At 60.1% G+C, this 14467-nt stretch carries 14 protein-coding genes; 11 read left to right on the forward strand and 3 right to left on the reverse strand.

From position 1 onward, the window contains the following. The 6 genes from petA to ACP7A2_RS08960 form a co-directional block, all read left to right on the forward strand. A partial coding sequence (petA, locus tag ACP7A2_RS08935; RefSeq protein WP_426133926.1) for a ubiquinol-cytochrome c reductase iron-sulfur subunit occupies nucleotides 1–590 on the forward strand: 590 nt, incomplete at its 5' end. Next, entirely contained in the window at nucleotides 590–1801 is a 1212-nt protein-coding gene (locus ACP7A2_RS08940; protein WP_032877803.1) for a cytochrome b, read from the forward strand. The genes petA and ACP7A2_RS08940, both read left to right, overlap by 1 nt. Next, complete coding sequence (locus ACP7A2_RS08945) at nucleotides 1801–2580, forward strand: cytochrome c1 (RefSeq protein ID WP_426133927.1); 780 nt, start codon at nucleotides 1801–1803, stop codon at nucleotides 2578–2580. The genes ACP7A2_RS08940 and ACP7A2_RS08945 overlap by 1 nt, the downstream gene beginning before the upstream one ends. Nucleotides 2581–2728: 148 nt before the next feature. Further along, nucleotides 2729–3346, forward strand: a complete 618-nt coding sequence (locus ACP7A2_RS08950) for a glutathione S-transferase N-terminal domain-containing protein (RefSeq protein ID WP_375066259.1) — start codon at nucleotides 2729–2731, stop codon at nucleotides 3344–3346. Nucleotides 3347–3363: 17 nt separating this feature from the next. Further along, nucleotides 3364–3783, forward strand: coding sequence for a ClpXP protease specificity-enhancing factor (locus ACP7A2_RS08955; RefSeq protein ID WP_426133928.1), 420 nt, complete (start codon nucleotides 3364–3366; stop codon nucleotides 3781–3783). A gap of 158 nt (nucleotides 3784–3941) precedes the next feature. Then, the gene (locus ACP7A2_RS08960) at nucleotides 3942–4691 is read left to right on the forward strand and encodes a FadR/GntR family transcriptional regulator (RefSeq protein ID WP_348062481.1); all 750 of its coding nucleotides are present in this window, start codon (nucleotides 3942–3944) and stop codon (nucleotides 4689–4691) included. A gap of 125 nt (nucleotides 4692–4816) precedes the next feature. Here ACP7A2_RS08960 and ACP7A2_RS08965 read toward each other — a convergent pair whose 3' ends face one another. Further along, nucleotides 4817–5974, reverse strand: coding sequence for a phospholipase (locus ACP7A2_RS08965; protein WP_426133929.1), 1158 nt, complete (start codon nucleotides 5972–5974; stop codon nucleotides 4817–4819). Between the two features lie 235 nt (nucleotides 5975–6209). On the opposite strand from ACP7A2_RS08965, the gene kdgD reads away from it, so the two are divergent. The 5 genes from kdgD to ACP7A2_RS08990 all read left to right on the forward strand — a co-directional run bounded on the left by kdgD (nucleotide 6210) and on the right by ACP7A2_RS08990 (nucleotide 12885). Further along, nucleotides 6210–7121: a 5-dehydro-4-deoxyglucarate dehydratase gene (gene kdgD, locus ACP7A2_RS08970; RefSeq protein WP_159954238.1), complete on the forward strand. Its 912-nt coding sequence runs from the start codon at nucleotides 6210–6212 to the stop codon at nucleotides 7119–7121. A 54-nt stretch (nucleotides 7122–7175) separates the two neighbouring features. Beyond that, entirely contained in the window at nucleotides 7176–8621 is a 1446-nt protein-coding gene (locus ACP7A2_RS08975; protein WP_078740720.1) for an aldehyde dehydrogenase family protein, read from the forward strand. Nucleotides 8622–8803: 182 nt separating this feature from the next. Continuing rightward, nucleotides 8804–10168 (forward strand): MFS transporter, encoded by a 1365-nt coding sequence (locus ACP7A2_RS08980; RefSeq protein ID WP_426133930.1) that lies wholly within the window; start codon nucleotides 8804–8806, stop codon nucleotides 10166–10168. A gap of 11 nt (nucleotides 10169–10179) precedes the next feature. Next, nucleotides 10180–11733 carry a galactarate dehydratase gene (garD, locus tag ACP7A2_RS08985; RefSeq protein ID WP_426133931.1) on the forward strand — a complete coding sequence of 518 codons (1554 nt, stop codon included), beginning with the start codon at nucleotides 10180–10182 and terminating at the stop codon, nucleotides 11731–11733. Between the two features lie 210 nt (nucleotides 11734–11943). Then, entirely contained in the window at nucleotides 11944–12885 is a 942-nt protein-coding gene (locus tag ACP7A2_RS08990) for an AEC family transporter (protein ID WP_426133932.1), read from the forward strand. A 109-nt stretch (nucleotides 12886–12994) separates the two neighbouring features. Here ACP7A2_RS08990 and ACP7A2_RS08995 read toward each other — a convergent pair whose 3' ends face one another. Continuing rightward, complete coding sequence (locus ACP7A2_RS08995) at nucleotides 12995–13378, reverse strand: carboxymuconolactone decarboxylase family protein (protein WP_078740724.1); 384 nt, start codon at nucleotides 13376–13378, stop codon at nucleotides 12995–12997. Further along, nucleotides 13375–14421, reverse strand: coding sequence for a calcium/sodium antiporter (locus ACP7A2_RS09000; RefSeq protein ID WP_426134020.1), 1047 nt, complete (start codon nucleotides 14419–14421; stop codon nucleotides 13375–13377). The genes ACP7A2_RS08995 and ACP7A2_RS09000 overlap by 4 nt, the downstream gene beginning before the upstream one ends. Between the last annotated feature and the right edge of the window lie 46 nt (nucleotides 14422–14467).

The raw sequence follows: 14467 nt of genomic DNA on the forward strand, positions 1-14467 counted from the left end.
ATGACGGCGTGAATGCAGGCCGGCGTCGCTTCTTGGTAGCAGCCACATCCGTGGTGGGTGCTGCAGGAGCGGTGGGGGCTGCGGTCCCGTTCGTGGGGTCATGGTTTCCCAGTGCCAAGGCGAAAGCCGCAGGCGCACCGGTGAAGGTGAATGTCAGCAAGATCGACCCAGGCCAGCAAATGATTGCTGAGTGGCGCGGTCAGCCCGTATTCATCGTTCGTCGTACCGAGGAAATCCTGGGGAATCTGAAGAAAATCGAGGGGCAACTGTCTGACCCCGATTCAAAGAATTCCGACCAACCCGCTTACGTCGACAAGGAAGTTCGTTCGATCAAGCCAGAGATTCTGCTGCTGATCGGTATCTGCACCCACTTGGGTTGCTCGCCTACCTTCCGCCCGGAAGTTGCTCCAGCAGACCTTGGCAAGGACTGGGTCGGTGGTTATTTCTGCCCTTGCCACGGTTCTCACTACGACCTCGCAGGCCGCGTCTACAAGTCGCAACCCGCACCCTTGAACCTGCCAGTTCCGCCACACCACTACGAGACTGACGATGTCATTGTCATTGGCGTAAACGAGGGGGAGAAAGCCTGATGAGCAAGTTCATGGATTGGGTGGATGCGCGTTTCCCCGCTACCAAAATGTGGGAAGACCACCTCAGCAAATATTACGCGCCCAAAAACTTCAACTTCTTCTACTTCTTTGGCTCGCTGGCCCTGCTGGTGCTGGTCAACCAGATCGTCACCGGTGTCTGGCTGACGATGAGTTACACGCCGTCGGCGGAAGAAGCGTTCGCCTCCGTCGAATACATCATGCGTGACGTCGAGTACGGCTCGATCCTGCGCCTGCTGCACTCCACCGGCGCGTCGGCGTTCTTTATCGTCGTCTACATGCACATGTTCCGTGGCCTGCTCTACGGTTCGTACCAGAAGCCGCGCGAGTTGGTGTGGGTGTTCGGCATGCTGATCTACCTGGCGCTGATGGCCGAAGCCTTCATGGGTTACCTGCTGCCGTGGGGCCAGATGTCGTACTGGGGCGCCCAGGTGATCATCTCGCTGTTTGGCGCGATCCCGGTGATCGGCAACGACCTGACCCAGTGGATTCGTGGTGACTACCTGATCTCCGGCATCACCCTGAACCGCTTCTTCGCCTTGCACGTGGTGGCCTTGCCCATCGTGATTCTGGGCCTGGTGGTGCTGCACATTCTGGCACTGCACGAAGTGGGTTCGAACAACCCGGATGGCGTGGATATCAAGAAGCACAAGGACGAGAACGGCATCCCGCTCGATGGCATTCCGTTCCACCCGTACTACACCGTCAAAGATATCGTCGGCGTGGTCGTGTTCTTGTTTGTGTTCTGCTCGATCGTGTTCTTTTTCCCGGAGATGGGCGGGTACTTCCTGGAGAAGCCTAACTTCGAACAGGCCAACGCCTTCAAGACGCCCGAGCACATTGCCCCGGTCTGGTACTTCACGCCGTTCTACGCGATCTTGCGGGCGATCCCCGACAAGCTCATGGGCGTGATTGCCATGGGCGCAGCGATTGCGGTGCTGTTTGTGCTGCCCTGGCTCGACCGCAGCCCGGTCAAGTCCATGCGCTACAAAGGCTGGCTGAGCAAGATCTGGCTGTGGGTGTTCTGCATTTCGTTCGTGATCCTGGGCGTGCTGGGCGTACTGGCGCCGACCCCTGAGCGTACGTTGTTGTCGCAGGTTTGCACCTTCCTGTACTTCGCCTACTTCATTCTGATGCCGTTCTACACCCGGCTCGAGAAGACCAAACCGGTACCGGAAAGGGTGACTGGCTGATGAAAAAATTATTCGTAGCATTGATGCTTGCGGCCCTGCCGCTGCTGTCCTTCGCCGCCGAGCACGGCGTGGAGTTGGAAAAAGTCGACATCGACGTCTCCGACAAAGCTGCCATGCAGGATGGGCTGCGTACCTTTACCAACTATTGCATGGGCTGCCACAGCGCCAAGTTCCAGCGCTATGAGCGTGTGGCAGACGACCTGGGCATCCCCCATGACGTGATGCTCAGCCATTCGGTGTTCACCGGCGCCAAGATCGGCGACCACATGACCATCGGCATGCAACCGGCTGACGCCAAGACCTGGTTCGGTGCCGCACCGCCCGACCTGACGTTGGTGGCGCGCGTGCGCGGTACCGATTGGCTCTACGGTTACCTGAAATCCTTCTACGAAGACCCTGCGCGCCCCTATGGCGTGAACAACAAAGTCTTCCCGAACGTCGGTATGCCTAACGTTCTGGTCGGCCTGCAGGGGCGCCAAGTGGTAGGATGCAAGCAGGTTCAGGTCGTTGAAGACGGCAAGAAGCAATATGACCCGTTGACCGGCACGCCTTTGACTCATGAAGCGTGCGATCAACTGACCATCGTGCCCAAGACCGGCACGCTGAATGAAGAGCAGTTCGACGAGAAGGTAAAAAATCTCGTGACCTTCCTGGCCTACTCGGCCAACCCGGTCAAATTGCAGCACCAGCGCATCGGTACGTACGTCTTGCTTTACCTGGCTTTCTTCTTTGTATTCGCCTATCTGCTCAAACGCGAATACTGGAAGGATGTGCATTGATCCAACCGTAAGCAATTGCTGTTAATCTTGCGCGCCCAGCGGCATCTCTGAACACGTAGCGGTCGGGTTTTCCTGACGCTGCAGAGATGCTCTCTGGGCGCGCTCGTTTTTGAGCTTTCGATAATTTCAACAAGCGAGGAGGACCGCCATGGGCGTGACCAACCGGTTGGCCTGTTACTCCGACCCCGCCGACCACTATTCCCACCGAGTACGCATCGTGCTCGCAGAGAAGGGTGTCAGCGCCGAGATCATCAGTGTGGAGGTGGGTCGTCATCCGCCGAAACTGATCGAAGTGAACCCTTACGGCAGCTTGCCCACCCTGGTCGATCGCGACCTGGCGTTGTGGGAGTCAACCGTGGTGATGGAATACCTGGATGAGCGTTACCCGCATCCGCCTTTGCTGCCGGTGTACCCGGTGGCGCGTGCCAACAGCCGCCTGCTGATCCATCGGATCCAGCGTGACTGGTGCGGGCTGGTGGATGTGATTCTGGATTCACGCAGTAAAGAGGCGGCACGTGTTGTGGCGCGCAAGGAATTGCGCGAGAGCCTGACCGGTGTTTCGCCGCTGTTCGCCGACAAGCCTTTTTTCCTCAGCGAGGAACAAAGCTTGGTGGATTGCTGCCTATTACCCATACTCTGGCGCTTGCCGATTCTGGGTATTGAACTGCCGCGGCCGGCCAAGCCGTTGCTTGATTACATGGAGCGCCAGTTTGCGCGTGAGGCTTTCCAGGCGAGTCTGTCTGGTGTCGAACGCGATATGCGCTAAGGCTTAAGGAGCCGCTGATGAAGTCCAGTCGACCCTACCTGGTCCGCGCGCTCTATGAGTGGATTGTGGACAACGATTGCACCCCGCACATGCTGGTCAACTCTGAATTTCCCAAGGTTGACGTGCCGCAGGGTTTTGCCAGTGATGGGCAGATCGTGCTGAACGTGTCACCCAGTGCCGTGCGTCACCTGCACATGGACAACGAAGCGGTGAGCTTCGAAGGGCGTTTCGGCGGTGTGCCGCATACGCTGTTTGTGCCCATTGGCGCCATCCTCGGCATTTATGCCCGGGAGAACGGCCAGGGCATGGTGTTTGATCTGGAGTCGCCTTTCGAGGAAGACGAAGCGATCGAAGGCGAAGACGGTGATGACGTGCCGCCACCCGATGCCGAGCCACCGCGCCCAAGCGGTCGGCCGAGCCTGAAAGTGGTGAAGTAACCGGCTTTTACCCTCGGGTAAGCCTCAAAAATGCCTCGGCCTGTGCCGGGGCATTTTTTTGCGCGCTGGATATGGATGAAAGTCGTGTCAGAACGGTGATCGTACAACCGCCATGGGCTATGATGCCCCCTCAAGTTCGCCGAGAAAGATGATTCATCATGGAAAACGCCAACACTGTCCCTCGTCTTCCCCGCAAGCGCCGCAGCCTTGCCCAGGAATTGGTCACGGTGTTGTCCGAGCAGATCCGCGACGGCCAGCTCAAGCGGGGCGACAAACTGCCCACCGAGTCGGCGATCATGGAGGCCCATGGGGTCAGCCGCACGGTGGTGCGTGAAGCCATCTCGCGCTTGCAGGCGGCGGGGCAGGTCGAAACCCGCCACGGCATCGGCACCTTTGTGTTGGACACGCCAAGCCCGAGCGGCTTCCGGATTGACCCGGCCACGGTGGTGACGCTGCGTGATGTGTTGGCGATTCTGGAACTGCGTATCAGCCTTGAAGTGGAGTCCGCCGGGCTTGCTGCCTTGCGTCGTAGCGATGAACAGCTGGCTGCGATGCGCGCGGCCCTTGATGCATTGAACGAAAGCGCTGCCCATGCCGGCGATGCCGTCGCGTCGGACTTCGCGTTCCACCTGGAAATTGCGCTGTCCACCGGCAACCGCTACTTCACCGACATCATGACTCACTTGGGCACCAGCATCATTCCGCGCACCCGCTTGAACTCGGCACGCCTGGCCCATGATGACCAGCAGCACTACATGAGTCGCCTGAGCCGCGAGCACGAAGAGATTTATGAGGCGATTGCCCGCCAGGATTCGGACGCGGCACGCGCGGCCATGCGCCTGCACTTGACCAACAGCCGTGAACGGCTGCGCCATGCCCATGAAGAGGCAGAAGCGCAACGTAACTGAAGACAGCGCAGATCCAGTGTGGGAGCTGGCTTGCCTGCGATGCAGGCACCTCGGTGCTTCAGTGAAACTGAGGTGATGCTATCGCAGGCAAGCCAGCTCCCACAGTGGATTGTTGTTGCCTTGGGTTAGCCAGCAGGCTGGTTGGGCTTGTAGTCCTTAAGCAGCAAGTACGTACTCCACCCCCACCAATCATTGGTCCAGTGCTTGTCGTTCAGGTCATTCACTTCCTTGCGCCGCAGTACCTTGTCTCCCTCCACCTTGAACAGCGGCGAAAAGTTATTCGCCGGGTTCTGCGCGGCGTTTAAATCCGGCACATACAAAGGCGCCTTGAAGCTGGCCGGGGAGGGCGCGACGCCGCTGATGAAGGCTTCGAAGATTTCATCCGCCGACGCCTGCACTGCACGTTTGACCTGCACTCGATTGGCCGCGTCGATACTGTCGAAGTAGCGTTTATCGCCGTAGGCATGCCATTGATCACCCATGGCATTGCGCACCTTGAGCCCGAACTTGCTGTCTTCATCGTGCATGAAGCGGCTGATCAGCGAACCCAGTTCGCCCGGCGTTACCACGGCGGCCAATTGTTTGCGCGGCACGCGCAGGTGGCCGGCGGAAAACAGGTCGGTTAAAAAGTGATCAGCAAAGCTGTTCATGGCGTAAGCCAATTCCAGTGCCTGATCGGTGCCGGTTTGATGGGCCACCACCGCCTGTTGCAGCGCCGCCGTGTGGCCGGCCAGGTACGCCGACAATGCCCATTCACCGAAGTGGTCGGCGTTGTCCGCCGCCAATTTCAAGTAACGACCCAACGGGATCAACCCCGACACCGCGCTGCCACCGCCCGTGATGCGGTTCCATTCTTCGGACAACGTATCACCCAGCGCATCGTACGCTTCGTGAGGCTGCTTGCCGTCGTTGATGGCCTGGTTGACCGCGTTGATCTCCTTTTGCATCACCGCGAGGATCTTCCTCGCTTCCTCCCGCGAGGTCGGCAGCACGGCCAGCGTATTAAACGCAGCATTGAAACGTTGCACGCGGTCGGCGGGGGAGGCGCCATCACTGATGGGCTGCCCGGGAATGCCGTAGAAATCACCGCCCAGGGCGATCACTTGGCCGTAGGTCAACGCCAGGCCGTTGGGCAGGTGCAGTTCAACCTGGTGCGCGGGAATCGCCGGTGCGTCTTTCCCAAAACGCAGCAGCGTGTCATCACCGATGGCAGTGTGTTCAGCGCCTTCAAAGCGCAGGGTTGGCGGTTTTTTTTCGGGTGCGGCGAGTTCAAGACCTGACATGTTAGCTCCTTGCTATGTCGTAGGAATCTTCCTTGATAACTGTATGTATATACAGTTATTGCGAGCATAAAGGAAAAAACTCCTACGTCAAGAAACCCGGTTTCGACGTGGCGCTGAACATGAAGCTTGAAGATTTGCAGTTGACGAATCTTTTTATAGTTGTACGATGACGTACGACATCAACAAACCAACAATAATCTTTCGACAGAAAGTTTTCGCCCAGGGTGTTCGAATAATGAATCCACAAGAACTGAAGTCCATCCTTTCCCACGGTCTGCTGTCTTTCCCGGTGACCGATTTCAATGCCCAGGGTGACTTCCACCAGGCGGGCTACATCAAGCGTCTGGAATGGCTGGCCCCTTACGGCGCCACCGCGCTGTTCGCTGCCGGCGGCACCGGTGAGTTTTTCTCCCTGGCTGCCAGCGAATACTCCCAAGTGGTGAAGACCGCTGTTGATACCTGCGCCACCAGCGTGCCGATCCTTGCCGGTGTGGGCGGTTCGACTCGCCAGGCTATCGAGTACGCCCAGGAAGCCGAACGCCTCGGTGCCAAAGGCCTGCTGCTGCTGCCGCACTACCTCACCGAAGCCAGCCAGGACGGCGTTGCCGCCCACGTGGAAGCCGTGTGCAAGTCGGTCAAGATTGGCGTGGTGGTTTACAACCGCAACGTCTGCCGCCTGACCGCGCCACTGCTGGAACGCCTGGCTGAACGCTGCCCTAACCTGATCGGCTACAAGGATGGCCTGGGCGATATCGAGTTGATGGTGTCGATTCGTCGCCGCCTCGGTGATCGTTTCAGCTACCTCGGCGGCCTGCCGACTGCAGAGGTTTACGCCGCTGCCTACAAGGCCCTGGGCGTGCCGGTGTACTCCTCGGCGGTGTTCAACTTCATCCCGAAAACCGCGATGGACTTCTACCACGCGATTGCGCAGGACGATCACGCCACTGTCGGCAAGATCATCGACAACTTCTTCCTGCCTTACCTCGACATCCGTAACCGCAAGGCTGGTTATGCCGTGAGCATCGTCAAGGCGGGCGCCAAAATCGCTGGCTACGACGCAGGCCCGGTGCGTACCCCGCTGACCGACCTGCTGCCGGAAGAATACGAAGCACTGGCCGCGCTGATCGACAAGCAAGGTCCGCAGTAACTTATCAACAAGGCCGCTGAGAGATCAGCGGCCTTTTGCGTCAGGAGAAGATTTGTGTCCCAAGCCAAACGTTTTGATAACTACATCAACGGCGAGTGGGTGGCCGGTGCCGACTATTGCGCCAACATCAACCCGTCGGAGCTTTCCGATACGATCGGCGAATACGCCAAGGCTGATGTAGCCCAAGTCAACGCTGCCATCGACGCCGCACGCGCCGCTTTCCCCGCCTGGTCCACCTCCGGCATTCAGGCTCGCCATGATTCGCTGGATAAAGTCGGCACTGAAATCCTCGCCCGCCGCGAAGAACTCGGCACCTTGCTGGCGCGGGAAGAGGGCAAGACCCTGCCTGAAGCCATTGGCGAAGTGACCCGCGCCGGTAACATCTTCAAATTCTTCGCCGGTGAATGCCTGCGTTTGTCCGGCGATTACGTGCCTTCGGTACGCCCGGGCGTCAACGTTGAAGTCACCCGTGAAGCCCTCGGCGTGGTCGGCCTGATCACCCCGTGGAACTTCCCGATTGCCATTCCGGCGTGGAAAATTGCCCCGGCCCTGGCCTACGGCAACTGCGTGGTGATCAAGCCGGCTGAACTGGTACCGGGCTGCGCCTGGGCCCTGGCCGATATCATCTCCCGCGCCGGCTTCCCGGCCGGTGTGTTCAACCTGGTGATGGGCAGCGGTCGCGTGGTTGGCGACGTGCTGGTCAACAGCCCGAAAGTCGACGGCATCAGCTTCACCGGTTCCGTGGGTGTGGGCCGTCAGATCGCCGTCAGCTGTGTGTCGCGCCAGGCCAAAGTGCAGTTGGAAATGGGCGGCAAGAACCCGCAAATCATCCTTGATGACGCCGACCTCAAGCAGGCCGTCGAGCTGTCGGTACAGAGCGCGTTCTACTCCACCGGCCAGCGTTGCACCGCGTCCAGCCGCCTGATAGTCACGGCCGGTATTCACGACCAGTTCGTCGCGGCCATGGCCGAGCGCATGAAGTCGATCAAAGTCGGCCACGCCCTGAAAAGCGGTACCGACATCGGCCCGGTAGTCTCCCAGGCCCAACTGGATCAGGACCTCAAATACATCGACATCGGCCAAAGCGAAGGTGCGCGGCTGGTCAGCGGTGGCGGTTTGGTGACCTGCGACACCGAAGGCTACTACCTGGCGCCGACGCTGTTTGCCGACAGCGAAGCCGCCATGCGCATCAGCCGTGAAGAGATCTTCGGCCCAGTGGCCAACGTCGTGCGCGTGGCCGATTACGAGGCGGCGCTGGCCATGGCCAACGACACCGAGTTCGGCTTGTCGGCGGGTATTGCCACGACGTCGCTCAAGTACGCCAACCACTTCAAACGTCATTCCCAGGCCGGGATGGTGATGGTCAACCTGCCAACCGCCGGTGTGGATTATCACGTGCCGTTCGGTGGCCGTAAGGGTTCGTCCTATGGTTCGCGCGAGCAAGGTCGCTATGCGCAAGAGTTCTACACCGTGGTGAAAACCAGCTACATCGGTTCGTAACACGCACTACCTGTGGGCACCGGCTCTTGTGGGAGCTGGCTTGCCTGCGATGCAGAGAACTCGGTGCTTCAGTGGGACCGAGGTCTTGCCATCGCAGGCACGCCAGCTCCCACATGAAGCGGGTGCGCACAGACAACAAGACAATTACCCGCAAAAAAAATAATTAGTGGGAGTACATCTTCATGCAAGCGACCAAGCCGACTCACGTCCGCTATTTGATCCTGCTCATGCTGTTTCTGGTGACCACGATCAACTACGCCGACCGGGCCACCATTGCTATCGCAGGCTCCAGCCTGCAAAAAGACCTCGGCATCGACGCGGTCACCCTCGGTTATATCTTCTCCGCATTCGGTTGGGCCTACGTGGCCGGGCAAATTCCCGGCGGCTGGCTGCTGGACCGGTTCGGCTCGAAAAAAGTCTACGCCCTGAGCATCTTCACCTGGTCACTGTTCACTGTGCTGCAAGGCTATGTCGGTGAGTTTGGTATCTCCACGGCGGTTGTCGCGCTGTTCATGCTGCGCTTCATGGTGGGCCTGGCAGAGGCGCCATCCTTCCCGGGCAACGCCCGCATCGTGGCGGCCTGGTTCCCCACCGCCGAACGCGGCACGGCCTCGGCGATCTTCAACTCGGCGCAGTACTTCGCCACGGTGCTGTTCGCGCCGTTGATGGGCTGGATCGTCTACACCTTCGGCTGGCAGCACGTGTTTATCGTGATGGGCGTGATCGGCATCCTCTTCTCGCTGATCTGGTTGAAAGTTATCCACAGCCCGCGTCAGCACCCGATGATCAACGAAGCCGAACTCAATCACATTGCAGCCAATGGCGCGATGGTCGATATGGATCAGGACAAGGGCAAGGGTAAAAAAACCGACGGCCCGAAGTGGGATTACATCCGTCAGTTGCTGACCAATCGCATGATGCTCGGCGTGTACCTGGGCCAGTACTGCATCAACGGCATTACTTACTTTTTCCTCACCTGGTTCCCGGTGTACCTGGTGCAGGATCGCGGCATGACCATCCTCAAGGCCGGTTTCGTTGCCTCGCTGCCGGCCATCTGCGGGTTTATCGGCGGTGTGCTGGGTGGGGTGATTTCCGACTACCTGTTGCGCAAAGGGCACTCGCTGACCTTCGCTCGAAAAGCACCGATCATTGCCGGCCTGTTGGTCTCCAGCAGCATCATTGCGTGCAACTACGTCGACGTTGAATGGATGGTGGTGGGCTTCATGGCCTTGGCCTTCTTCGGCAAAGGCGTTGGCGCACTGGGTTGGGCGGTTGTGTCCGACACCTCGCCGAAACAAATCGCCGGCCTCAGTGGCGGCTTGTTCAACACCTTCGGTAATCTGGCGTCGATCACTACGCCGATTGTCATCGGCTACATCATCGCCACCACCGGTTCGTTCAAATGGGCCCTGGTGTTTGTCGGCGCCAACGCGCTGGTAGCGGTGTTCAGCTACCTGGTGATTGTCGGCCCGATCAAACGCGTAGTGCTCAAAGAGCCGCCAAGCCAGGGCCCTGAGCTGACCAACCTTACCCAAGCGCATTCCTGAGGGGCGATGTAATGCAGTTGATTGAACATGCCGACTCGCCGCGCTCGATTCGTTTGCACGCGCGCGACAACGTAGTGATCGTGGTCAATGACCAAGGCGTACCGGCCGGGACCGAGTTCCCGGACGGGCTGGTGACCGTTGAGTTCATCCCGCAGAGCCACAAGGTGACGCTGGAAGATATCCCCGAAGGCGGTCAGATTATTCGCTACGGCCAGACCATTGGTTACGCCCTGGCGCCGATTCCACGCGGCAGTTGGGTGCAGGAAGATCAACTGCGCATGCCCACCGCGCCGCCGCTGGACAGCTTGCCGCTGTCCACCGAGGTGCCTGAAACCCAGGCGCCGCTGGAAGGGTTCACGTTCGAGGGGTACCGCAACGCCGACGGCACCGTGGGCACGCGCAATATTTTGGGCATCACCACCACGGTGCAGTGCGTGACCGGGGTGCTGGACCACGCGGTCAAGCGCATCAAGGACGAGTTGCTGCCCAAGTACCCGCACGTCGATGACGTGGTGGCGCTGACCCACAGCTACGGCTGCGGCGTGGCGATTACCGCGACGGATGCCTACATTCCGATCCGCACCGTGCGCAACCTGGCGCGCAACCCGAACCTGGGCGGCGAAGCCTTGGTGATCAGCCTGGGCTGCGAGAAATTGCAGGCCGGGCAGGTGATGCACGACAACGACAGTTCCGTGGATTTGAGCGAGCCGTGGCTGTATCGGTTGCAGGACTCCAGCCACGGGTTTACCGAAATGATCGAGCAGATCATGGCGTTGGCCGAAACCCGCTTGAAGAAACTTGACCAGCGCCGCCGCGAAACCGTGCCGGCGTCCGAGTTGATCCTGGGCATGCAGTGCGGTGGCAGTGATGCGTTTTCCGGCATCACCGCCAACCCGGCGCTCGGTTATGCGTCGGACTTGCTGCTGCGGGCCGGTGCGACGGTGATGTTTTCCGAAGTCACTGAAGTACGCGATGCGATTTACCTGCTGACGTCTCGCGCCGAGACGAAAGAAGTCGCGCAGGAGCTTGTCAGGGAAATGGACTGGTACGACCGTTACCTGGCCAAGGGCGAGGCGGATCGCAGCGCCAACACCACGCCGGGCAACAAGAAGGGCGGGTTGTCGAACATTGTCGAGAAGTCCTTGGGCTCTATCGTCAAATCCGGCAGCAGCGCGATCAACGGCGTGCTTGGCCCGGGCGAGCGGTTCAAAAGTAAGGGCCTGATTTTTTGCGCGACGCCAGCCAGTGACTTTGTGTGCGGCACCTTGCAACTGGCGGCGGGGATGAACCTGCACGTGTTCACCACCGGGCGTGGCACGCCTTACGGGCTGGCGATGGCGCCGGTGGTGAAGGTGTCGACGCGTACAGAGCTGGCGCAGCGTTGGCCGGACCTGATCGACATCGACGCGGGCCGCATCGCCACCGGGCGCGCGAGCATCGAGGAGTTGGGTTGGGAGCTGTTCCACTTCTACCTGGACGTGGCCAGCGGCAAGAAGCAGACCTGGGCTGAGCAGCACAAGCTGCACAATGACATTACCTTGTTCAACCCGGCGCCTATCACCTGAGACCCGAGCTGATCCTGTGGGCGCTGGCTTGTGTGGGAGCTGGCTTGCCTGCGATGCAAGCACCTCGGTTGTCAGGCAAACCGCAGTGATGCTATCGCAGGCAAGCCAGCTCCCACACAAGCCCCACATTGAATCGGTGTCGACCAGACGAAGCGGGCCGCATGGCTTATCATTAGCCACCTGACGACGCTCACCAAGGTTCTCCCCGGCATGCTGGCTATTTTCCTCACCACCCTCACCATCACCGCGCCGGTGTTTGCCATGCTGTTTCTCGGTGTGCTGCTCAAGCGCATCAACTGGATCAACGACAACTTTATCCACACCGCGTCGTCCCTGGTGTTCAACGTCACCATGCCGGCGCTGCTGTTCCTGGGCATCCTGCATGCCGACCTGCACTCGGCACTCAAGCCCGGTTTGCTGATCTACTTCGCCGTCGCCACCCTGGTGAGCTTCGCCTTGGCCTGGGGTTGGGCGATTTTTCGGTGCCCGCGTGAAGACCGCGGCATCTACACCCAAGGCGCTTTTCGCGGCAACAACGGGGTGATCGGCCTGGCGCTGGCCGCCAGCATGTACGGCGACTATGGCATCTCCCTCGGTGCGATCCTCGCGGCGCTGGTGATCCTGTTCTACAACACGCTGTCGACCATCGTGCTGGCGGTGTACAGCCCGGTGATCAAGTCCGACCCGTGGAGTATCTTCAAAAGTGTGGTGGCCAACCCGCTGATCATCAGCGTGTTCGTGGCTGCGCCGTTTGCCATTTTTAAAATCGGTTTGCCTGGCTGGCTGGAATCGTCCGGCCAGTACCTGGCGGACATGACCCTGCCGCTGGCGTTGATCTGCATCGGTGGCACCCTGTCACTGGCCGCCTTGCGCAAGAGCGGCAGCATGGCGCTGAGTGCCAGCCTGGTGAAGATGATCGGGCTGCCGCTGTTGGCGACGCTGGGCGCGTGGCTACTGGGTTTTCGCGGGCCGGAATTGGGCATTCTGTTTCTGTACTTTGGTGCGCCGACGGCGGCGGCAAGCTTTGTGATGGCCAGGGCGGCCGAGGGTAATCATGAGCTGGCGGCGGCGATTATTGTGATCACTACCTTGATGGCGGCGGTGACCACCAATATCGGGATTTTTGTGTTGCAGGCGGGTGGCTGGATCTGAAGTGTGCGGTGGGTTTGAGGGCCAATCGCAGGCAAGCCAGCTCCCACATTTGAATATATTCACAGTTCAAAATGTGGGAGCGGGCTTGCCCGCGATAGCTATCTGACAGTCACTGCTTATCCGCCTGATACGCCTCAATCACTTCCTGCGCCGCCCGGAACGCATCAATCGCCGCTGGCACACCCGCATACACCGCGCAGTGCAGCAGCGCCTCGCGAATCTCCTCCACGGTACAACCATTGTTCAGCGCACCGCGCACATGGCCCTTCAGCTCCTGCGGACATTTGAGCGCCGTCAGGGCCGCCAGGGTAATCAGGCTGCGGGTCTTCAGCGGCAAACCTTCGCGGTTCCACACACTGCCCCAGGCGTGTTCGTTGACGAAATCCTGCAGCGGCTGGGTGAACTCAGTGGCGTTGTTCAGGGCGCGGTCGACGAACACATCGCCCATCACCTGGCGACGCATTTCAACCCCGGGTTTTTTCTGATCGGTCATTGCGATTCCCTTTTGTGTTGGCGGCGCCAGGCTCGCAGCGAGGTGAACAGCAGGAACGCCACCAGCGCTGGCAGGACGTAATGCAGCATCAATTGTTCAAGTTTGTTGGCCAGTGGCATGCCGAATGTAAACGACACCACATGCAGCCCATACGCCAGGTACAGGCCGAGGAACAGCAGGCCTTCGGCGCGTGTCACCCGGTAGCCGCTGTAGAACACTGGCAGGCACAACACCACCACGGCGAGCATCACTGGCAGGTCGAAATCCAGCGCGTTGGGCGACACCGAGAGTGGCGACGGCGCGAGCAATGCGGTCAGCCCCAATACCCCGAGCAGGTTGAACAGGCTGCTGCCGATCACGTTACCCACAGCGATCTCGCGCTCGCCGCGCAGGGCGGCGATCAGCGAAGTGGCCAGGCACGGCAGCGAGGTGCCGACGCCGATCAGCGTCAGGCCAATGATGCGTTCCGACAGGCCCAGGTCGCTCGCCACATCCACCGCTGCACCGAGCAGCAAATGCCCCGCCAGCACCAGCACCAGCAACCCGCCGAGCATCAGCAGTACGCTGCTCAGCCACGGCGCGCTGGCCACGGTGTGCAGCGTGCGGGGGCGGCGGGAGTGGCGCGTCTGGTAGTGCAGCAGCGCGACGTAAGCCACCAACGCCACGAGCAACACCAGCCCGTCGAACGGCGTCAGCTCTTCATTACCCGCCAGGATGAACACCAGCAGGCCAGCGCAGATCATCACCGGGATATCCAGGCGCACCAGTTGCCGTGACACCCGCAGCGGAATGATCAGCGCCGACAGGCCCAGGGTCACGAGGATATTGAAGATGCTGCTGCCGATCACGCTGCCCACGGCGATGTCGGTGTTGCCAGCGAGGGTGGCCTGCAGGCTGACGGTCATCTGCGGCGCGCTGCTGCCGAAGGCGACGATGCTCAGGCCAATAATCAGTGGCCGCACCTTGAGGCTGGCCGCCAGGCGCACGGCGGCGCGCACGAGGATTTCGGCACCGACGATCAGCAACAGTAAACCGCTGACCAGTTCGATAAGGCTCCAGGGCGAAAGGGCGGTTAATCCGAGAATGGTC

Source organism: Pseudomonas sp. PWP3-1b2, assembly GCF_049896045.1.
Taxonomy (GTDB): domain Bacteria; phylum Pseudomonadota; class Gammaproteobacteria; order Pseudomonadales; family Pseudomonadaceae; genus Aquipseudomonas; species Aquipseudomonas antarctica_B.